14 protein-coding genes are annotated in these 20461 nt (G+C 65.5%); 8 read left to right on the plus strand and 6 right to left on the minus strand.

Annotated elements, in window-relative coordinates; genetic code table 11:
- Nucleotides 1–211 precede the first annotated feature (211 nt).
- Complete coding sequence (locus F624_RS32085) at nt 212–1081, minus strand: HD-GYP domain-containing protein (RefSeq protein WP_157443313.1); 870 nt, start codon at nt 1079–1081, stop codon at nt 212–214.
- A 133-nt stretch (nt 1082–1214) separates the two neighbouring features.
- The gene (locus tag F624_RS0102570) at nt 1215–1763 is read right to left on the minus strand and encodes a carboxymuconolactone decarboxylase family protein (RefSeq protein WP_019572694.1); all 549 of its coding nucleotides are present in this window, start codon (nt 1761–1763) and stop codon (nt 1215–1217) included.
- Nucleotides 1764–1901: 138 nt separating this feature from the next.
- Here F624_RS0102570 and F624_RS0102575 point away from each other — a divergent pair, with 138 nt between their 5' ends.
- A complete protein-coding gene (locus tag F624_RS0102575) occupies nt 1902–2804 on the plus strand; it encodes a LysR family transcriptional regulator (protein WP_019572695.1) in 903 nt (300 codons plus the stop codon).
- 24 nt (nt 2805–2828) lie between these two features.
- Here F624_RS0102575 and F624_RS0102580 read toward each other — a convergent pair whose 3' ends face one another.
- Nucleotides 2829–3170: a hypothetical protein gene (locus F624_RS0102580; protein ID WP_019572696.1), complete on the minus strand. Its 342-nt coding sequence runs from the start codon at nt 3168–3170 to the stop codon at nt 2829–2831.
- 87 nt (nt 3171–3257) lie between these two features.
- On the minus strand, nt 3258–3884 hold the full coding sequence (locus F624_RS0102585; protein WP_019572697.1) for a pyridoxamine 5'-phosphate oxidase family protein: 627 nt from the start codon (nt 3882–3884) through the stop codon (nt 3258–3260).
- Nucleotides 3885–4180: 296 nt separating this feature from the next.
- Here F624_RS0102585 and F624_RS0102590 point away from each other — a divergent pair, with 296 nt between their 5' ends.
- Nucleotides 4181–4921: an SDR family oxidoreductase gene (locus F624_RS0102590; RefSeq protein WP_019572698.1), complete on the plus strand. Its 741-nt coding sequence runs from the start codon at nt 4181–4183 to the stop codon at nt 4919–4921.
- 362 nt (nt 4922–5283) lie between these two features.
- Here F624_RS0102590 and F624_RS0102595 read toward each other — a convergent pair whose 3' ends face one another.
- Nucleotides 5284–6636: a lactonase family protein gene (locus F624_RS0102595; RefSeq protein ID WP_031253890.1), complete on the minus strand. Its 1353-nt coding sequence runs from the start codon at nt 6634–6636 to the stop codon at nt 5284–5286.
- A gap of 472 nt (nt 6637–7108) precedes the next feature.
- Here F624_RS0102595 and F624_RS0102600 point away from each other — a divergent pair, with 472 nt between their 5' ends.
- From F624_RS0102600 to F624_RS0102615, 4 genes are all read left to right on the plus strand, one after another.
- A complete protein-coding gene (locus tag F624_RS0102600; protein WP_019572699.1) occupies nt 7109–9277 on the plus strand; it encodes a secretin N-terminal domain-containing protein in 2169 nt (722 codons plus the stop codon).
- Between the two features lie 204 nt (nt 9278–9481).
- On the plus strand, nt 9482–10756 hold the full coding sequence (locus F624_RS0102605; protein WP_020700640.1) for a DUF4397 domain-containing protein: 1275 nt from the start codon (nt 9482–9484) through the stop codon (nt 10754–10756).
- 448 nt (nt 10757–11204) lie between these two features.
- Nucleotides 11205–12458 (plus strand): exonuclease subunit SbcD, encoded by a 1254-nt coding sequence (gene sbcD / locus F624_RS0102610; RefSeq protein WP_019572700.1) that lies wholly within the window; start codon nt 11205–11207, stop codon nt 12456–12458.
- Nucleotides 12455–15901 carry an AAA family ATPase gene (locus F624_RS0102615; protein ID WP_019572701.1) on the plus strand — a complete coding sequence of 1149 codons (3447 nt, stop codon included), beginning with the start codon at nt 12455–12457 and terminating at the stop codon, nt 15899–15901. Before sbcD ends, F624_RS0102615 begins: the two co-directional genes overlap by 4 nt.
- Before the next feature lie 30 nt (nt 15902–15931).
- Here F624_RS0102615 and F624_RS0102620 read toward each other — a convergent pair whose 3' ends face one another.
- Nucleotides 15932–16609 carry a Crp/Fnr family transcriptional regulator gene (locus F624_RS0102620; protein WP_031253892.1) on the minus strand — a complete coding sequence of 226 codons (678 nt, stop codon included), beginning with the start codon at nt 16607–16609 and terminating at the stop codon, nt 15932–15934.
- 309 nt (nt 16610–16918) lie between these two features.
- On the opposite strand from F624_RS0102620, the gene F624_RS0102625 reads away from it, so the two are divergent.
- Together F624_RS0102625 and F624_RS36185 are read left to right on the plus strand one after the other, a co-directional pair.
- Nucleotides 16919–18586, plus strand: a complete 1668-nt coding sequence (locus tag F624_RS0102625) for an EAL domain-containing protein (protein ID WP_157443280.1) — start codon at nt 16919–16921, stop codon at nt 18584–18586.
- 37 nt (nt 18587–18623) lie between these two features.
- A complete protein-coding gene (locus F624_RS36185; RefSeq protein WP_043425393.1) occupies nt 18624–20411 on the plus strand; it encodes a methyl-accepting chemotaxis protein in 1788 nt (595 codons plus the stop codon).
- The last annotated feature ends 50 nt before the right edge of the window (nt 20412–20461 follow it).

Below are 20461 nucleotides of genomic sequence, written 5' to 3' on the forward strand. Positions count from 1 at the left end.
CGGGTAACCCATTGCACCCGAAATAACGCGCGTGACCCAGCAGGTCATGAGCCTGCGTGGTGAGATGACAAGGCGTCGTATGACAAGGCGTCGTATGACAAGGCCTCGCTGTCGGGTAGGCTGCGCCGCTCTATGAAATGTGTTTTCAAGCACCGGGCTCTTCGGCTTGGGGCGGCTATGGCACTTTCACCTTGCAGTCTTGGCACCTCAATCAGAGCCCAGCCACCGCATCCCCCCATTCCTGCACCAGCGTTTCGATCTGCACCTGGTCCAGCCCAGGTTCCAACTCATGCGCTGACGCGGGTTCCCCGGTCGGCAGGGCGCGCAGCCCTTGCTGGGTGTCGGTCCAGGTCAAGCGGCCGGTGCAGGCGGGGCAGCCAAAGTGGTCACCGGCGCGGCTGCTGCGCGTACGGACCAGCGTCGGGCCGCAGGCCGGGCAGTGCTGCAATGGCGTGCCTTCGTCACTGTGGCCGACGATGCCGTCAAAAGCCCCGGCGCGGCCCATCTGCACAAAGGCTGAGCCCAGGGCCCAATCAAACTGCTGACCCAGCTCGGATTCGATGATGTCCAGGGCCTGGGCGATGGGCATGCCCTTTCGGTAGGGGCGTGCGCTGGTCATGGCATCGAAGGCATCGCAGAGGCCCACCAGGCGGGCGTCGTGCGGAATCTCGGTGTCGGTCAGGCCCATGGGGTAGCCCTTGCCGTTGGGCATCTCGTGGTGGTGGTGGATCACAGCCACGACCAGGCCGGCCAGGGGGTGGCCGGCCAGCATGCGGGCGCCTATCCTCGGGTGCGTTCTGATGGTCGCGAACTCGTCATCGTTGAGCCGGCCCGGCTTGCGCAGGATGGCATCGGGGATGCCGACCTTGCCCAGGTCGTGCAGAAAGCCTGCGATGGCGATACGGCTGGCCTCGCGCGGCGTGCTGCCCGACTGCAGGGCCAGCGCGTGGGCCAGGCGTGCCACCCGCCACAGGTGTCCGCCCGTGTAAGGGTCGCGCGCCTCGACCATCCAGGCCGAGACCAGCAGGCTGGCCAGCAAGGCCTGGCGCAGGTCTTGTGTTTCGGGGCGGGCGGCGGTCATGATGGGGTGGCTCATGGTGGGGCAAGTCGCGGTGGGCGGCATGGGTGGGGGGCTGCAAGGTGTGGGATGGGCCCGCGGCGCGTTGAAAGGACCGCAGGGGCCGTGGCTGTTGAAAGCCGGGCCCCGATGGCGATCAGGCCGCTTGCCGGGCGGTGACCACCTGAAAGTCGATGTCGGTCTGCGCCACGTTGTTGACGTAGTTGGTCAGCACATTGAGGGCCACGTTCAGCACGATCTCGAGCACGGCGGCTTCGTCGAAATCGGCGGCGCGCAGGGTGGCCAGGTCGGCGTCAGACACGCGGCCGCGTGATTCCGTGACACGGCGTGCAAAGTGCAGGGCAGCGGCGGTGCGCGGGTCGTCGGAGCGGCCGTCGCGGGCTGCATCGATCTCGCCTTGGGTGAGCTTGGCCACGTTCGCGCTCAGGTAGCTGTGCACCGACAGGCAGTAGTCGCAGCCATTGAATTCGGCCACGGTCAGCGCGATGCGCTCGCGCAGCGCGTGGCTGAGCTTGCCCTTGTTGAGGGCGCCGTTCAGCGACAGATAGCCTTCCAGCCCGGCAGGGCTGTGGCCGACCAGCTTCATCAGGTTGGGCACGACGCCCAGTTGCTTTTCGACAGCGGCCAGCAGAGGCTTGCTGGCAGGCAGGGATTGCTCGACGGTAGGGATGCTGAGGCGGGACATGTTCAATCTCCAAAGTGTTGAAACGGTGGTTCAGTTGGGGTACCCGCTGGGTTCGCAGCGGGTGGATGAACTGTCGTTGAATCGGTGGATGATTAGAATCACCTCCATATCCAATTCACCATTACGAGCGGAGGAATAATGGATCGACTGCACCTGATCAATGTCTTTGTGGCGGTGGTGGATGTGGGGGGCTTTGCCGGCGCGGCCCGAAAGCTGGGCATCTCCCCGCCGGCGGTCACACGGGCCATCGGCGAGCTGGAGGCCCACCTGGGTGCCCGCCTGCTGACGCGCACGACGCGGGTGGTGCGGGTGACCGAGGCGGGTGCGCGCTATGTGGAAGATTGCCGGCGCATCCTGGCCGAGTTGGCCGAGGCCGACGAATCGGTCAGCGGCCTGCATGGGGCCCCGCGCGGCCGCTTGACGGTCACTGCGCCGGTGCTGTTCGGTGCGCTGCATGTGACGCCCGTGGTCACCGAGTTTTTGCAGCGCTATCCCGAAGTCACTGCGGCCTGCTGGTTCATGGACCGGGTCGTGAATCTGACGGACGAGGGCGTAGATGTGGCCGTGCGCATCGGCGAGCTGCCCGATTCATCGCTGCAGGCCGTGCGGGTCGGCAGCGTGCGCCGGGTGATCTGCGCCGCCCCCAGCTACCTGGATGCCCACGGCGAGCCGCAGCAGCCTGAGGACTTGCCCAGCCACACGCTGATCTCTGCCAATGCGGTCACGCCCGCGCCCGAGTGGCGTTTCAAGGTGGAGGGGGAGTTGCGGTCGGTGCGGGTGGTGCCACGCATGCTGACCACCACCAACGATTCAGCGATTGCGGCCGCAGTGGGTGGCTTCGGCCTGACGCGTCTGATGTCTTACCAGGTGGACGAGCTGGTACGCCGCGGGCAATTGCGGCGGGTGCTGGAGCGCTTTGAGTTGGCCCCGCTGCCAGTGCATCTGGTGCACCGCGAGGGGCGGCACGCCTCGCACAAGGCGCGTGCCTTCATCGATCTGGCGCTGGAGCGGCTGCGCGAGCGTCTGGATCTGCAAGCCTGAAGCGGCGGCGGTCTCAGGCAGGGCTCAGGCCGTCTTGCTGACGATCAGGTTGCAGACCTGTTCGTGCAGGTCTTGCAGATCCTGTGGCGCTTGCGAAAAGTTCATCTTCTGGTCCATGCGGATGCGCGCGTCGGCCAGGGCTGTTTTGGTCGGGCGGTCCCACTGGGGGCCGAGCAGGCCCTTCATGATGACGGTGGCATGGTGCTCGGCCTGGTCATCGCTGAGGGGCTTGCCCAGCAGCGCGGCGCCGCGCTTGAGGGTTTCGCCATGGATGGTGACAAAGCAGCCGAGCATCGCGTCGCGTGCCTCGACAGGGGTGATGGCGGCGTCGGACCGGGCCTTGGTGAGCATTTGCTTGATGTGCATGTTGAAACTCCTGGGGTTGAGGCGCGAAGGGCAAGCCAACCCCGGTGGCCTCGCACCGGGGCGGTGGGGGTGGGTGGCCGTGGTGGGCTAGGGCTGATGCGCTGAGGCCGCCCGCAGGCGGGCCAGCTCCAGATGCAGTTGTTCGAGTTCGGCGCGCAAGGGTTGCACGGCCTGCTCGATCTCGGCTTCGGTGAAGCGCGGCGTGATGTGTTGCGGGCAGTTCCAGTCGAAGGCTTCAACGTCGATGACGAAGGCCCGCTCCACCTGGGCGCGGTAGCCCGGCAGCCTGAGCTGCGCCATCAGTGCGGGGTCTTCCGCTTCGCTGACCAGGCGCACCCGGCCCAGGATCTTCAGGCGCTGCCGGCTGGCGTAGTCCATCAGCATCAGCGAGACGCGGTCGTTGCCGCCCAGGTTGCCCACGCTGATGTACTGCCGGTTGCCGCGAAAGTCGCCGTAGGCCAGGGTGCTGGCGTCAAGCACCTTCAGAAAGCCGGCGGGCCCACCACGAAACTGCACATAGGGCCAGCCCGTCTCGCTGACCGTGGCTTGATAGAAGCCATCGCGTTCGCGGATGAACTCGGCTTCGTGCTCGGTCAGCGTGTGGCGACGATCTTCGGCGTGGTCGAAGGCAGCGTAGGCCGACCGGCTGCCCATGCGGGTCTGCAGGGCACGCACGGCAGGCGTGAAAGCGATGTCGGAGTAGGCGCGGCTCATGTGGGTTTCCGTCGTGTGTTTGCCGCGGCAAGACAAGGCAGCGGACGGAAGAACTATGGCCGGGCCGACAAGAAAGCAGAATGCCCATCGAGCCGAATGCAATCTTCCGGTGCGCGGAACGATCAGCCTGCCCCAGGCTTCCGGCGCTGTGCCACCCCCCTCATCTGGCGGGGGATTCATGAGGCCGGTCGATAAGGGCTTGCGCTTCTGGGCGTCTAGTGCAATGCGCATGCCGCCACTACGCTTGCGATCCTCCCCGGGGCAGGCCCGGGGCTTGCTTCCAGGAGAACGAAACCATGCAAGGCAAAGTCGTCATCATCACCGGCGCTTCTTCAGGCATTGGCGCCGCAAGCGCAAAGCTGCTGGCCCGCAAGGGGGCCCAGGTCGTCATCGGTGCGAGGCGCGAAGACAAGCTCAAGCAGCTCGCCGAAGAAATTCGCGCTGAAGGCGGTGAAGCGATCTACCAACTGCTTGACGTCACCCAGCAAGCCGACAACGACGCCATCGTCCAACTGGCCCTGAGCACCTATGGCCGGGTGGATGTCATCTTCCTCAATGCCGGCATCATGCCCAGCGCGCCGCTGTCTGCCATGAAGACCGACGATTGGCACGAGATGGTCGACATCAACATCAAGGGCGTGCTCAACGGCGTGGCGGCGGTGTTGCCCACCTTCACGGCGCAGAAGTCGGGCCAGGTGATTGCCACGTCGTCCGTGGCGGGGCTCAAGGCCTATCCCGGTGCTGCGGTCTATGGCGGCACCAAGTGGTTTGTGCGCGAGTTCATGGAGGTCTTGCGCATCGAGTCGGCGATGGAGAAGACGAACATCCGCACCGCCACCATCTACCCCGCAGCCATCCACACCGAGTTGCTGAACACCATCAGCGACCCGGCCACCTCGGCCGGCATGCACGCCCTGTACGAAGCCCATGGCATCTCGCCGGACCGCATCGCCAACATCGTCGCCTTTGCCATCGAGCAGCCCGCCGACACCAACGTCACCGAGTTCACCGTGGGTCCGACAACGCAGCCCTGGTGATCTGCAAGGATCAGCTTCACCGTGGCCGGGGCCAGCGGGTTGAGTGACGGAAGGGTGCCGTCAAGCCCAGTTTGGTGTGTGTTCGAGCATGCTGAAAGCAGTCTCCCGCACCCAAATCCCATGCACCCAAAAAATTGGCCGTCAGATGTCGCCATCTGACGGCCAGTTCAAAGGCCCGACGGAGTCGGCGGGCCAAAGCTCACCCCCGCGAGCCATGGAGTGTCACTGACCTTGGGCTGGCTGACTGAGCAGCCACTCAACTTCAGGACATGGCGCCAGTGTGGCGGGGGCCGGATCGGGCGTGAACGAATCCGTGTGCATATCCATCCTCGGGAATCAAGGTAGGGCTGGTGCCCCAGGCCTCAGCGCACCACGATGCTGGTGGGCGTGCTGCCGCCGCTGGCCACGTTGGTGATCAGGCTCAGGTCGCAGCTGGTGCCCACGCTGTACACCGACACGGTGGATGCGCCGCTGTTGGCCACGTAGGCAAAGCGGTCGTCGGGCGACAGGGTGATGGCCACGGGGCTGCTGCCGGTGGCCACGGTGGCGCTGGCCAGGGCGGTGGGCACGCCCGAGCTGATGATGTATTGCGACACGGTGTTGTCGCTGCGGTTGGCCACGTAGGCGCAGCGGCCGTCCGAGCGCAGGGCCACGGCATAGGGGGTTGTGCCGGTGCTGACCGAGGCGGGCGACAGGGCGGTCAGCTTGCCGGTGCTCGAGTCGATGCTGTAGGCCAGCAGCTTGGCGCTGCCGGCCTGGGTGGCGTACAGGTACTGGCTGCTGGCAATGGCCAGGCCACGCGGAGCGCTGCCGCTGCTCAGGCTGTAGCTGGCGGTGCTGAGTGCGCTCAGGTTGCCCCCCGAGCCCACGCTGTAGCCAGTCAGGGTGGCGTCGCCCGAGTTGGCGGCATAAAGGTACTTGCCGTCGGCGGTGGTGGCCACCGAGAGGGGGGTGCTGCCGGCGGCCACCGAGGTGGGGGAGAGCGAGCTCAGCACGCCAGTGCTGGCCACGCTGAACTGGCCCAGCGACTTGTCGGTGTAGTTGGTGCTGTACAGGTACTTGCCGTCGGCCGACAGGGTCATGCCGCGGGTTTCGCTGACGGCGGCGGTGTTGGCCAGCAGGGTCAGGGTGCCGCTGCTGGACACGCTGTAGTTGGCGATCACGGGGCTGTCCTGAAAGCTCACATAGGCCTTCGAGCCATCGCTGCTCATCACGATGTTGGTGGGCGGGTAGGCGGTGGGGGCGCTGCCGCTGCTGCTCAGGGCGGTCAGCGTGCCGGCCGAGCTGCTCACGCTGAAGCCGTTGACGGTGTTGCTGCTGCCGTGGGTGACATAGGCCAGGTAGGCGCGGCAGGTGACCACCACATTGCTCACGTTGGCACTGGCCGTGCCGCTGGCGCCCGAGGTGACGGCGCAGGTCTGGCCCGTGGGTTGCGACTTGACCGTGACGGCATAGCTGCCCACCCCACTCGGAAAGGTGAAGCTGGTGGCGCCCGAGGCCACACTCACGGTCTGGCTGCCGGTGGCCAGCACCAGGCCGCTGGTGCTCAGGCCGCTGACTGTGCCGCTCAAGCTGTAGTCAGAGCTGCTGCCGCCGCCGCAGGCGCTCAGCAGGGCAGCAGCCAGCAAAGGGGTGAGGGCAAACAGGGTGGGGCGGGCCGGGCGGGCCAGGGTGAATCGTTGGGCGGGCATGGTCTGGGGCAGGTGGTTGGGCAAGAGATCGCTCGTGGTTGGCAAGGCGTTCGAGGCGGTGGCCTGCAGCGCCAGAACAGGCCGGCGACCACAGTGCAACGACAAGCAAACGGATCTGCGATCCCTGAGCAAAAGAAGCAAGAAAGAAATGAAAGAGAAGAGGCGAGGCCCGGGCAGCACCGACGAGTGGCCTCGCCCCGTCAAGGCCTGCATTGTGCGGAGCAGGGGGCACGCCTGCCAAGCGTGTTGCAGGTGGGGTGTTGCATGTACCCGACTTGTTGCAAAGCCTTCACCCGTCGGTACATGGTGGCGCAGAGCAGGGCGCATGGAAGAGGTGGGTGGGGCCGCGCCGCTTCACGAATCTATACACCCCGCACACATGGGCGCCAAGAGGCGCTTTCAGAATCGGCGCGCGGCCCCGTATCGGGGCTTGCCTTGATTCATCCCGCTGCCCGGGGGCGCCTTGAGGGCACTGTGGGCGGCCCATTCTTGCCTCATGACCCTACGCCTTTCACTGCTGGCCACTGCGGCCTTGCTGACCCTGTTGCAGGGCACCTTGCCGGCTTGGGCCGACACAGCTGCACGGACCAAGTCGGCCGCCGCGGCCAACCGGGCCGGGGCCGGCACCGACCGCACCCTGACGCTCAACTTCAGCAACGCCGACCTCGAATCGGTGGCCCGGGCCATGGCCGTCATCACCGGGCGGCAGATCCTGCTCGATGCCCGGGTCAAGGGCAACCTGTCGCTCACCAGCGAAGACCCCATGACCCCATCACAGGCCTGGAGCCTGTGGGCCAGTGCGTTGCGCTTGCAAGGCTATGTGGTGGTGGAAAGCGGCGGTGTGTACCGCGTGCTGCCCGAGGCCGATGGCAAGCTGCAGTCGGCCTCGGTGGTGGCCGGTGCCGAGGGCCCGCGTGACGACCGCATCGTGACCCGGGTGTTCAAGCTCAGCCACGAAAGCGCCAGCAACCTGGTGCCGGTGCTGCGCCCGCTGATCAGCCCCAACAACGTGATCAACCTGAACCCGGGCAATAACGCCCTGGTCATCACCGACTACGCGAGCAATCTGGCCCGCCTGGCCACGTTGATCGAATCGCTGGATGCTCCCAGCGGCACCGATGTCGAGATCATTGCGCTGGAGCACGCGGTGGCGTCTGACCTGGTCAGCACGCTGCAGCGCCTGGGCGATTCGCAGCTGCGCACCGCCAGCGCTGGCGCCGCCGCGCAGGCGGGCACTGTCGCGGCCGGGGGCTCGGCCGGCGGTGGCACGGCCAGCGCCACGGCGGGCCTGTCGATCATGGTGGATCAGCAGAGCAACAGCCTGCTGGTGCGCGCCGCCAACCCCGAGCAGATGGCCTTTGTGCGCTCGCTGGCCGCTCGGCTGGACCGCCCCAACACCGGGGTGGGCGTGCATGTGGTGCACCTGCAGAACGCCGATGCCACCAAGCTGGCCACGGTGCTGCGGGCGGCCTTCCCCTCGGCTGACAGCTCGCGCACCACAGGCAGCAGTTATGGCAGCAGCTATGGCGGCAGCAGTGCCAGCACCGGGGGCGACAGCTCGGGCGGCTTCTCGTCCGGCATGACGTCGGGCAGCAGCAGTGCCAGCACCTCCAGCAGCGGCAGCAAGGGCAGCAGCAGCCCCTCGGTCAGTGCCTCGGCCCAGCCCAGCACGGGCGGCGGCATCCAGGCCGACCCCAGCACCAACTCGTTGATCCTCACGGCTTCGGAGCCGCGCTTTCGGGAGATGCGCAAGGTGATCGACCAGCTCGATGCGCCGCGCGCGCAGCTGTATGTCGAGTCGCTGGTGGTGGAGGTGGACGCCAGCAAGAGCATGGACCTGGGCGTGCAGTGGTCGCAGCTGTTCAGCATCAGCAGCAGCACCACGCTCACGCTCGGCACCATCGCCTCGGCGCTGGAGACCATGTCGGGCACCAACATCCTCTCGACCGCCAATGTGATCACGCTCGACAACGAAGAGGCCAAGATCGTGGTGGGCCAGAACGTGCCCTTTGTGACGGGTTCGTACACCACCACCAGCAGCACCACCTCCAGCCCGTTCCAGACCATCGAGCGCAAGGACGTGGGTATCACCCTGAAGATCAAGCCCCAGATCGGCGAGAACGGCAACGTGCGCCTCACCATCTACCAGGAGTCGTCTTCGGTGGCCGCCACCACCGCGGCCGGCACCACCAACGCCGGGCCCACCACCAACAAGCGCTCCATCGAGTCGACTGTCACGGTCAAGAACGGCAAGATCATCGTGCTCGGCGGCCTGATCGAAGACAGCGCCACCAACGATGCCGGCCAGGTGCCCGTGGTGGCCGACATCCCGGTGCTGGGCGCCATGTTCCGCAGCCTGAGCAAGAGCCGCAAAAAGACCAATCTGATGGTGTTTTTGCGCCCCCGCGTGGTCACCGACGACGAGGGCAGCGAGGCCTTGTCGGCCGAGCGCCGCCAGGCCCTGCAGGCGCGCCAGCGCGAGCTGCCCCCGGCCATCCGCGATGTGCTGATGCCCGAAACCCAGCCCGCCTGGCCCCAGGGCTGGGATCAGCCCAACCGGCCGGCCAGCCCAGCGGCCGGCCAGTCAAGCCCCCCGCCAGCCAGCTCACCCGTGAGCCAGCCGGCCAGCCCTGCGGCCACGCCGCTGCAGCCTGCGGGTGGGTGATGAGTCGGGGATTTGATTATGTCTGGTCAGTAAATATCAATGAATTAATGCTTTGGTGTACGTAAAGAAAACCGAACGCCAGGTTAATTAATGTGCAGAAAAATAGGCGTTGAATAAATCAGAAGGTATTTTTAAAAAGCCTTTAAAACCTTCTGAGATACTCCGCGCGCCCTCCAACTTTCAGACTGAATGCAGGAACATCCCATGGACATCAGCCGTCGAACTTTCACCCTGGCCGGCCTGGCCGCAACTGCCTTGGCGGGCTGCGGTGGGGGCAGCAGCTCCAACACCAACCTTCGCCTGCTCAACACCAATGTGAGCTCGCCCAATGCCTTGTCGCTGGAGGTGAATGGCACCGTGATCAGCTCGGGCGTGGCCTTTGGCCAGGCGGGCAGTTATGTCTCGGTGGGTACCGACACCAATACCGTGCGGGTGCTGGACCAAAATGGCACGGCCATTTACAGCTCGTCTTTCAGCCTGTCGGGCTCCAGCGGGCCTTACACGCTGGTGGTGGCGGGTTTCTCGGGCTCCACCCACACCACCACCCTGACCGAAAACCAGTCTTCGGCCGCCAGCAGCCGCGCCTACCTGCGCATTCTTGATCAGTGCCCCGACGCGGGCGATGTCGACATTTACATGCTCGGCAGCGGCGAAACCCTGTCCAGCGCCACGCCGCTGGTGTCGCTGAGCAGCATCACGCTGGCGGGCTACTACACCCTCAATTCGGGCACCTACACCCTGGTGGTCACCGGGGCTGGCAGCCGCGACGACGTGCGCCTCACGCAAAGCGGCATCACGCTGGCCTCCACCTCGGTGCAGACCCTGGTGCTCAGCTCGGCCGCTGGCGGCGTGCTGGTCGATGCCACCGTGGTGTTGCAACAAAGCACCGTCACCAGCTACCGCAACACCCAGTCGCGCCTGCGTGTGGTGTCCGCCCTGCCGTCCCAGGCCGTGGCCAGCGCCTCGGTCACCTCCAGCGGCAGCGCCATCAGCCTGCTGTCCTCACTGGTTTCGCCGGCCATCGGCACCTACAGCCTGGTGGCCTCGGGCAGCCTGCCAGTCAGTCTCACCCTCAATGGCACCACCACCAGCCAGACCGTGGCGCTCACGGCTGGCAACGACTACACCCTGCTGGTGTATGGCGATCCGGCCTCGCCGCAAACCACGCTGCTGACCGACTCGAACCGCCTGCCCACCTCCAGCAGCACCGCCAACGTGCGCCTGTACCACGCCTGCGGCACCAGCACGGCGGCTACCGCCCTGAGCATCGGCTATGTGCCCATCGTCAGCGGCGTCACCCTGGGCAGCTCGGCCCTGGGCGTGCTCAGCAACACGCCCTACAGCAGCACCCAGCTCACGGTCAGCGGCGGCGTGTCGTACAGCGCCAGCGACATCGCTGTGGCCTCCAATGGCCTGTACTCGATGTTCATCATGGGCAGCACGGCCAGCCCGGTGGGGCAGTTGTACCGGGAGCGTTGAGGCCTGGCGCCCCTGGCGGGCCCCCGTGTGAGCTCACATGGGCCTGGGTTGGCGGTGATCGGGCCTCCGATTCGCCGCAATTCATGCGGAGATGGCCGGCTCCATGGGGGTGAGGGCCGGGCATGAACCAGATCGTCGCGGGTTCCTGGCGCACCACGACGGTGGGGCGCACCTGTTCTGCACGTTGAACAGACCGAGGCGGGTGCCCTCGGCACGTCGTCACGCAGCGGATGGCGTTTGGGGTTCTGCAAAGGCCCCGGGTGGCGGACGCAGCGCCGCCTACGATCTGGTGAGTTAGCCCGACCATCGCGCCGGAGCCCGCATGGGTGCCCGGCCTTTCGGGCCCGGGGCCTCAGACTGCCCCCACAATCGAGCCCAAGATCGACCCCCGTGCGGCAGCCACATCGTCTGGGCGTCGGCTGGCTTTCACCCCACCCCCACTTTTCTCATGCGCCTCCTCCACACCTCCGACTGGCACCTGGGCCAGCACTTCATGGGCAAGAGCCGCCAGGCCGAGCACCAGGCCTTGATCGACTGGCTGCTGCAGCAGGTGCAGGCGCAGGCGGTGGATGCGGTGGTGCTGGCGGGCGACATCTTTGACACGGGCACGCCGCCCAGCCATGCGCGTGAGTTGTACAGCCAGTTGGTGGTGCGCCTGCGCGAGGCCGGGGTGGGCCTGCTGCTGCTGGGGGGCAACCACGATTCGGTGGCCATGCTGGGCGAGAACCAGGCCCTGTTGGCCTGCCTGGGCACGCACCTGGTGCCCCAGTCGGCGGCGCAACCGGCCGATCAGGTGCTGGTGCTGGCGCAGCGCGACGGCACGCCGGGCTGCATCGTGTGTGCGGTGCCCTTCATCCGCCCGCGCGATGTGCTGCAAAGCCAGGTCGGGCAAAGCGCACAAGACAAGCAACAGGCCCTGCAGCAGGCCATCCAGGCCCACTATGCGGCGGTGTACCAGGCCGCTCTGGTGCGCCAGGCCGAGTTGCAGGCCCACCTGGGCCGGCGCCTGCCTTTGATCGCCACCGGCCACCTGACCACCCTGGGCAGCAGCCTCAGCGAGTCGGTGCGCGAGATCTATGTGGGCAGTCTGGAGGCCTACCCCTGCGACGCCTTTCCGCCGGTGGACTATGTGGCGCTGGGCCACATCCACCGCCCGCAGCGCGTGGGCGGCCACGAGCACATCCGCTACTGCGGCTCACCCCTGCCTTTGAGCTTTGACGAAGCCGGGCAAGACAAGGAAGTGCTGCTGATCGACCTGGGCGAAGCCGGCCTGCAGCAGGTCACGCCGCTGGCCGTGCCGCGCTTCCAGGGCCTGCAGGCCGTGCGTGGCACGCTTGATGAACTGGCCCAGGCCATGCCGGCGCTGGCGGCCCAGGCCACGGCGGCCTGCCCGCTGTGGCTGGAGGTCACCGTCAGCCAGGACGACTACCTGCCCGACCTGCCGGCCCGCGTGCAGCAGATGACCGAGGGACTGCCGCTCGAGGTGCTGCGCGTGCGCCGCGACCGCGGCACGGCCACCGCCCAGTTGGCCGCCCTGGCCCGCGAGACGCTGGACGAGCTGAGCCCGCAAGAGGTGTTTGAACGCCGCCTGCAGCAAGAAGACCTGCCGCCCGAGCTGGCCCAGGCCCTCGCCGAGCGCTACCGGGGCGTGGTGCACGCCCTGCAGCAAGGCAGCGCCGAAGCCGAGGGGGCTGCAGCATGAGGATCCTGCGCCTGCGCCTGAAGAACCTGAACTCGCTCAAGGGCGAGTGGCAGGTCGATTTCACCCGCCCCCCGTTCACCGACAACGGCCTGTTTGCCATCACCGGCCCCACCGGGGCCGGCAAGTCGACCCTGCTCGACGCCATCTGTCTGGCGCTCTACCACGAGACCCCGCGCCTCAAGACCATCAGCGCCGGTGCCAACGACATCATGACCCGGCACACGGCCGACTGCCTGGCCGAGGTCGAGTTCGAAGTGCAGGGCCAGGTGTACCGCGCCTTCTGGAGCCAGCACCGCGCGCGCGACAAGGTCGACGGTGCGCTGCAAGCCCCCAAGGTGGAGCTGGCCCTGGGCGACGGCAGCATCCTGAGCAGCCAGAGCAAAGACAAGCTGCAGCGCATCGAGGCCATCACCGGGCTCGACTTTGCCCGCTTCACCAAGTCGATGCTGCTGGCCCAGGGCGGCTTTGCTGCCTTCCTCAACGCCAGCGCCAACGAACGGGCCGAGCTGCTCGAAGAACTGACCGGCACCGACATCTACGGCCTGATCTCGCAGAAGGTGTTCGAGCAGGCCCGCCAAGCGCGCGAGCAACTGGCCCAGATCAAGGCCCGAGCCGACGGCATGGAGCTGCTGGCCCCCGAGGCCCGCGCCGCCATGGTCGCCCAGGCCGCCACCTTGCAAGAGCAGGCCCAGGCCCTGCAGGCCCAACAGCAGCAAAGCCAGGCCCGGCGCCAGTGGCGGCTGCAACTGGGCCAGGCCGAACAGGGCGCCACCGAGGCGGGCCAGCGCCTGGCCCAGGCCCAACAGGCCCAGGCCGATGCCGCGCCTGCCCTGCGCCGCCTGGCCGACAGCGAGCCGGCCCAGGCCCTGCAACCCCTGCAGCAGCAGGCCGCTCAAGCCCAGGCCCAGGTGCAGGCCAGCCTGCAGACCCTGGCCGACCTGCAGGCCCAGCACCAGCACACCGGCACACAAGAGCGGCAGGCCCATGGCCTGGCCCTGGCCCTGGCCGAGCGGCAGGCCCGTCAGGCCCAAGCGCATTGGCAGGCGCTGCAGGCCGAGCAGCACAGCACCGATCAGTTCTGTGCCACCCACGCCCGCCATGCCCGCTGGGGCGATGCCCTGGGCGTGTGGCGCCAGGGCCTGGCCGAGCAGGCCCGCCACCTGGCCGAACTGGCCGCTCAGCAACAAAAGGCCTGCCAGCAGGCCGCCGAGCAGGCTGCGCTGCAACAGCAGGCCCCGGCGCTGCAGCAGGCGCTGGCCCAGGCCCAGCAGGCCCAGGCCGAAGCCGATGCCGCCGTGCAGGCCGCCCAGGTCAGCTTGCAGCAACGATTGGCCGGGCGCAGCCTGGCCCAGTGGCGCGAGCACTGGCAGGCCGCCCAGGGCCGCCATGCCCAGTGGCAAGGCCTGCAGGCCCAGGCCCAGCGCCTGCGCGAGCTGGCCGCCACCGCCACCCGCCAGGCCAGCCGCCAACAGCAGGGCCTGCAGCAGCAGGCCCTGCAGGCCAGCGTGCGCGAAGCGTTGCTGGTGCGCTACAAGGCCTTGAAGGCCACGGTGGCCGACAAGCAGCAACTGCTGGTGCAAGAGCAGCGCATCCAAAGCCTGGAGTCGCACCGCCAGCACCTGCAGCCGGGCGAGGCCTGCCCGCTGTGCGGCTCGCCCGAGCACCCCGCCGTGGCGGCCTACCAGGCGCTGGACGTGTCGGCCACCCAGGCCGCCTTGCAAGCGGCCCAACAGGCGCTGGACGAGGTGCGTGCCGAGGGCGAGGCCGCTGCCGCCGCCCTGGCCAGCAGCCAGGCCAGCCTGAATGCCTGGGCGCAAGAGCAGCAAGGCACCCAGGCCGAGGCCGAACAGGCCCAGGCCGACTGGCAGCAGGCCTGCGAGGCCCTGGGCCTGGAGCCGCTGGCCCGCCCCGACTGGGCTGCGGCCGACGCGCTGGCCCAGGCGGTGGACCACGCCGGCCAGGATGTGGCCGCAGCCCTGCACACGCTGCAACAGGCCGAGGCCGCCGAGGCCGTGCTGCAGGCGGCCCAGCAGCGGGCCCACACCCAGGCCCAGGCCCAGCAGGCCGCGCAGGCCCAGTTGGCGCTGCTGAACCAGGCGCTGCAGGCGGCGGCGCAAAGCCAGGCTGCCCTGGCCGCCGCCGTGCAGCAGCACACCGATGCCCTGGCCAGCCAGCGCCAGGCCTTGGCCGCCACCCTGGCCGAAGACGGCTTTGAGCTGCCCGAGCCCGCCCAGGCCGAGGCCTGGCTGCAGGCCCGCAGCACCGAATGGCAGCAGTGGCAGCACACCCAGACGCGCCGCCAGACCCTGGCCACCGAGCTGAGCCGCCAGCAGGCGCTGTGCGAGGCGACGCAGGCCGAGCAGGCCCGCTGGGCCGAGCGCTGGCAGACCCAGCAGCCTGAACCTCAAGGCGGCTTGTTCGATGCGCCGGTCATCAGCCTGCCCGAGCCTGCGCCCTCACTGGCCGCCCTGGGGGCCGAGGTCGATCGCCTGAGCCGCGAGCGCGCCGCCCTGCAAGGCCGGCTGACCCAGTTGCAGCAGGCGCTGGCCGGGCAGCAGGCCAGCCTGGCCCAGGCCGAGCAGGCCTGGCAGGCCGCGCTGCAGGCCAGCCCCTTTGCCGATGCCCAGGCCTATGCCGAAGCCCTGATGCCGGCGGCCGAGCGCGAACATCTTCAGGCCCTGCAGGCCCGCCTGGCTCAGGCCCTGCACCAGGCCCAGGCCGTGCACGAGGCCGCGCTGCAGCAGCAAGGCACCTTGCTCGCCCAGGCCTTGAGCGAAGCCAGCCTGGCCGAGCTCGACGCCTTGCTGGCCGAACAATCCCAACAGCTGGACGAGCTGCGCCAGCAATGGGGGGCCCAGCAGGCCCTGCTGCGCGACGACGATCAGCGCCGCCAAAGCCAGCAGGCCCTGCTGCAGCACCTGAATGCCCAGGCGGCCGAATCCGAGCTGTGGCAGCGGCTGGACGGCTTGATCGGCTCGGCCAAGGGCGACAAATTCCGCCGCTTTGCCCAGGGCCTCACGCTGGATCACTTGCTGCACCTGGCCAACCGCCAACTGCAGCGTCTGCACGGCCGCTACCAGTTGCGCCGCAAAGGCACGGGCGAGCTGGAGCTGGATGTGGTCGACACCTGGCAGGGCGACACGGCACGTGACACCCGCACCCTGTCAGGTGGCGAGAGTTTTCTGGTCAGCCTGGCGCTGGCCCTGGCCTTGTCGGACCTGGTCAGCCACAAGACCTCGATTGACTCGCTGTTCCTGGACGAGGGCTTTGGCACGCTCGATGCCGACACCCTGGAGGTCGCTCTGTGCGCCCTCGACACTTTGAACGCCAGCGGCAAGATGATTGGCGTGATCAGCCACGTCGAAGGCCTCAAAGACCGCATCTCGGCCCAGATCCGGGTCGAGAAGGGCGGGGGCGTGGGGCATTCGCGGCTGCGCGTTTGATCAGGTGGTCGGCTGCGGGCTCGGAGGGCTTTACTTGGCGGCTTCCAGCAGTTGCTCACACGACGTGATCTGGATCGATCCATAGCTGATCCGTATCAGCCCGTCGCGCTCCCAGCTTTTGAGAATCTTGTTCACGGTAGGCCTGGACACGGCCAGGCAGGTCGCCAGGTTGTCTTGTGAGCCCCAGTAGACAAATCCTCCACTGGAGCGCGGTGTGCAATGGCGGACCAGTTTGGTGGCCATCCGTTCGGGGATGGGGCGCGACATGGCCTCCTCGACCCAGCACAGCACCCGGCGATAGCGCGATGCGACCAGCCGAGCCACATCGCAGGCCAGTGCCGCATCGTGGGCCATCAACTGCTCGAAATCTTCCCGCTTGACGATTCGAAGGAAGGCGCTCTCGATGGCCTCGACGGTGAAGACGTTGTCTCCTTGCAAGAGCAGAAACGCCTCCCCAAGCCAGTTGCCCGGCCCCCAATCGGTGAAGCCGAATTGAGGCTCGGTGCTCGAGAAGATATAGCTTCTGATTTGCCCAGACTCGACATACACCATGGCCTGCTGGCACTGGCTCCGGTCCCAGAGCATGTCTCCGGCTTCCACGCGTTTCAGTTCTGAAATCGAAAGCAGCTTTCGTCGGCTCTCCGGCGACAGGGCACCGATCATCTCGGTGGCAAAGGCCTTGGGCTGTGTATTGTTAAGTTTTGACATTCTTTTTATTTGAGGATCGCGTTTCTCGAGATGTGACTTGATCGCAACGGATTGTCAAATATTGACAATAAATAAGACGATAAAAATGAATCAATCCCAGGTGAGTCGCGAGGATGAATAATCAAAATTATCAATTGCTTATAAAAACATAACAGATATAACGAAGAGGAACGTGCCAGGTGCAGGTGACGGATGTTGCACTGTAATATTTTTTGGGCCCAGCACGCCATCCGGGCAAAATTCTAGAAGTTTCTTCAGGACCGCTGGGTAGACCTGCCTTGGGCGAGAAGGGGGTCGAAGGATGCTTGAGTGGCAGTGATTATGGGTTCAACTCAATTGGGAATTTCACGAGGTGCTGGTTATTTTCCCTTGCTCAACAAGATTGTCAGAGCCGGGTTGCTCAAGTTGAATTTGGACAGTTATTCTGTTCAGGTGTTTGTCGCATTGTCGACCTTGGTAATTTCATTTTCAATCGTATTGTCTGCAGTGGCTTTCATGGTTTATAGCGAAATCAAGTCCATGCATGCCATCAAACTCAAATTACTGGATGATTTTGTGCAGGAGCTCGATCGGGTCTATGGACTGGTTCAGGCTTCCATGTCAGCCTCTTGTTCTCCCCAGAATCTTGAGAGGCTGCACGAGGTCGTATTGACCCATCCCTCCATCGTGCACATCGGGCTCGGGTTTTCTGGGCAGGGCATGGCGTGCACCACCTTGACGGGCCCGCTGGAAAATGCGGTGAAGATCTCCTCTGATCAGTACTCATTGCCGTTGGGTGGGTACATTTCATCGTTGCCCGTTCAGGCCTTGCTCACCCATGTGGGGTTTGCGCTCCATTTTGTAGTGTTGCAGCGGGGCGATATCTATCTTTTGATGGATGAAGCTCGTTTTGCCCACCTCTTTGGGGTGAGTCATTTCGAGGTACTTGGCCACCATCTGATGCTTGGGACCCGTGTCGAGGGGCGGCATCACGGGTGGGTGGAAAAATCTGAAAATGGAGTGTCGGCGCTCAAATCCAGCCTGCATTGGGCGGCAGGCACCTTTGAAATCACATCCAGGTTGGATCAGCCCGACGATGAAATTCGTCTGAGCAGCACCATCAGCCCCCTTGTGCTGTTGACCGCCGGTGAGGGCCGATGCCTGGGCTCCATTCTGTTGCTTTCCGGTGTGCTGGCTGCTTTGGTTTTCGCCTGCTTGCGCTGCCTGATGATGCGGGTGGATTCCATCGACTTCTATATCCGCCACCTTTGCACGCTGAACGATGTGCATTGCTTTTATCAGCCGATTGTCCATGTGGGGGACGGGCGGGTGCTTGGCTGTGAGGTCCTGACCCGAATAGCGCGACGCAGCGGCTATGTCATGCCTGACGAATTCATCCCGGTGCTCGTGAAAAATGGCCTTCAGAAAGGGTACGACGAGATGGTGTGTCATCGGGTACGTCAGGAGATGGCCAGCATTTCAGATTTGCCAGCGGGATTTCATGTGCACATCAATTTATTCGCGCAAAGCCTGGATGCTCAGCGGATCGAGGATTTGAGGCAGGGCATTGGTGAGCAGATCACGTGGGTGATTGAGGTCGCCGAAGATCAATTATCAGAGGCTGGCTTGCTCAACCTGTTGAAGCTGAAAAGCGTCAGGTTTTTGGTTTCGGTCAATGATTTTTCTGCCGAGTTTTTCAGTTTGGGAGTGCTGCGGGAGATATCGCCAAATTATCTGAAAATAGGTAAGTCACCCATTTTCTGCCTCCAGGATTCCTCCGTGGTTGCCAGCCGGCTACCTGAGATTTTAGGGGTTTCCAAGGCCATTGCTTGCGAGCTGATCGCTGAAGGCGTGGAGACTGAAGCGCAATTGGAAAAGATCAAGTCGTTGCACATTCCTTATGCACAGGGTTGCCTTTTTGCCAGGCCCTTGGCATTGAACGATTTTTATGAATATCTGTGGATGCAAGATTCGTTGCAGCATTGCTCAGTGTACTGATGCAGATGCGCAATGCCCGAGAAACTGAGGAGAAATGATGAATGGTTTGAAAATATCCACGCGGATCATCGGCCTGCTGGTGCTGATGTCTGTGTTGCTTGCTGCAGTGGGTCTGCTGGGCCTGTTGGGTTTGCAGCACTCGAATGAGGCGTTGCAGCGCGTCTACGCCGATCGGGTGGTGCCGCTGTCCGAACTGTCGGACCTGCAGCGCTTGATGCTGAGGAACCGTCTCGCTGTGGCCAATGCCGTTGCTTTCAACACGCCGGCCCACACCCAGCGGTATGTGAATGAAATAGAGGCCAATATTCAGCAGGTCGACAAGGTTTGGGCACGCTACATGGGCACCAACCTGACAACAGACGAGGCCAAGTTGGCGAAAGCGTTTGATGTTGCGCGCACCCGTTTTGCTCAGGAAGGGCTGCAGCCCGCACTGGCTGCCATGCGTGCCAATGACCTGGATGAAACCCGACGGCTGGCCCTGGAGAAACTCCACCCATTGTGGGACCCGGTGCGGGACAACTTGCATGCCTTGCACCAACTGCAGGTCGATGTTGCCAAGCACGAATATGACGGGGAGATTGCCAATTTCGGCATGATCAGCGCCTGGTCCATCGCGTCCATTGCGGGTGGCATTCTGGTGGGGGCTGCATTTGGCCTGCTGTTGGTGCGCAACATTGCCCGTTCGCTCCAACAGGCCATCGCTGTGGCGGAAGCGGTGGCCCAAGGCGACCTGAGCCGGCGCATCGAGGTACAGGGCCAAGACGAAGTGGCGCAATTGCTCGCTGCCTTGTCGGGCATGCAGCAAAGCCTGATCCAGGTCGTTGCCAAGGTGCGTGCGGGGGCCGAAGGGGTGTCTACGGCCAGCGCCGAGATCGCCACCGGCAACTCCGACCTGAGCGCCCGCACCGAAAGCCAGGCCAGTGCCCTGGAGGAGACCGCGGCCTCGATGGAAGAGCTGGGCTCGGCAGTTCAACACAACGCCGACAACGCTCGCCAGGCCAATCAGCTCGCCTTGAGTGCATCGCAGGTGGCGCACAACGGCGGACAGGTCGTGGCCCAGGTGGTGCACACCATGAAGGACATCCACCAAAGCAGCCAGAAGATTGCCGACATCATTGGTGTGATTGACGGCATCGCCTTCCAGACCAACATCCTGGCGCTGAACGCAGCGGTGGAGGCCGCCCGCGCCGGTGAGCAAGGGCGCGGCTTTGCCGTGGTGGCGGGCGAGGTCCGTGCCCTGGCCGGCCGCAGTGCCGAGGCGGCCAAGGAGATCAAGACCCTGATTTCGGCCAGCGTGGAGCGCGTGGACCAGGGCAGCCAACTGGTCGATCAGGCGGGGCAGACCATGGGCGAGGTGGTGGCCGCCATCGGCCGGGTGAGCGATATCGTGGGCGAGATCAGCGCGGCCACCGGCCAGCAAAGCGCGGGCGTGGCCCAGGTGGGTGAAGCTGTGACGCAGATGGATCAGGCCACGCAGCAGAACGCGGCCCTGGTTGAACAGATGGCCGCGGCCGCCACCGGCTTGAAGAACCAGGCCCAGGACCTGGTTCAGGCGGTCAGCGTGTTCAGGCTGGGGGCCTCCGACCGTGCCATCCTGGGCAACGCGCGCCCCTCCTGGCCTCCGGAGGCCACCTTGCAGCCCTTGAAGGCCAGCGTGCGACAGCCGACCTGGCCGCCGAGGGCGGGTCCGTTGATGTCGAAAACGCCCACACGGGTCTCGGTGCAGGTTCCCCCGGCGGTGCCTGGCAAGACCAGCGCCCCAGCGGCGGTGCAGGCGCGCACGCCAGTTGCAGCGGGGCAGAACGATGATTGGGAGGCCTTTTGACCTGTTGCGGGTCCAACTGCCCACATGCGGGTGTGGCGGGTGTGGCGGGT

Origin of the sequence: Curvibacter lanceolatus ATCC 14669 (assembly GCF_000381265.1) — a bacterium.
GTDB lineage: Bacteria > Pseudomonadota > Gammaproteobacteria > Burkholderiales > Burkholderiaceae_C > Curvibacter > Curvibacter lanceolatus.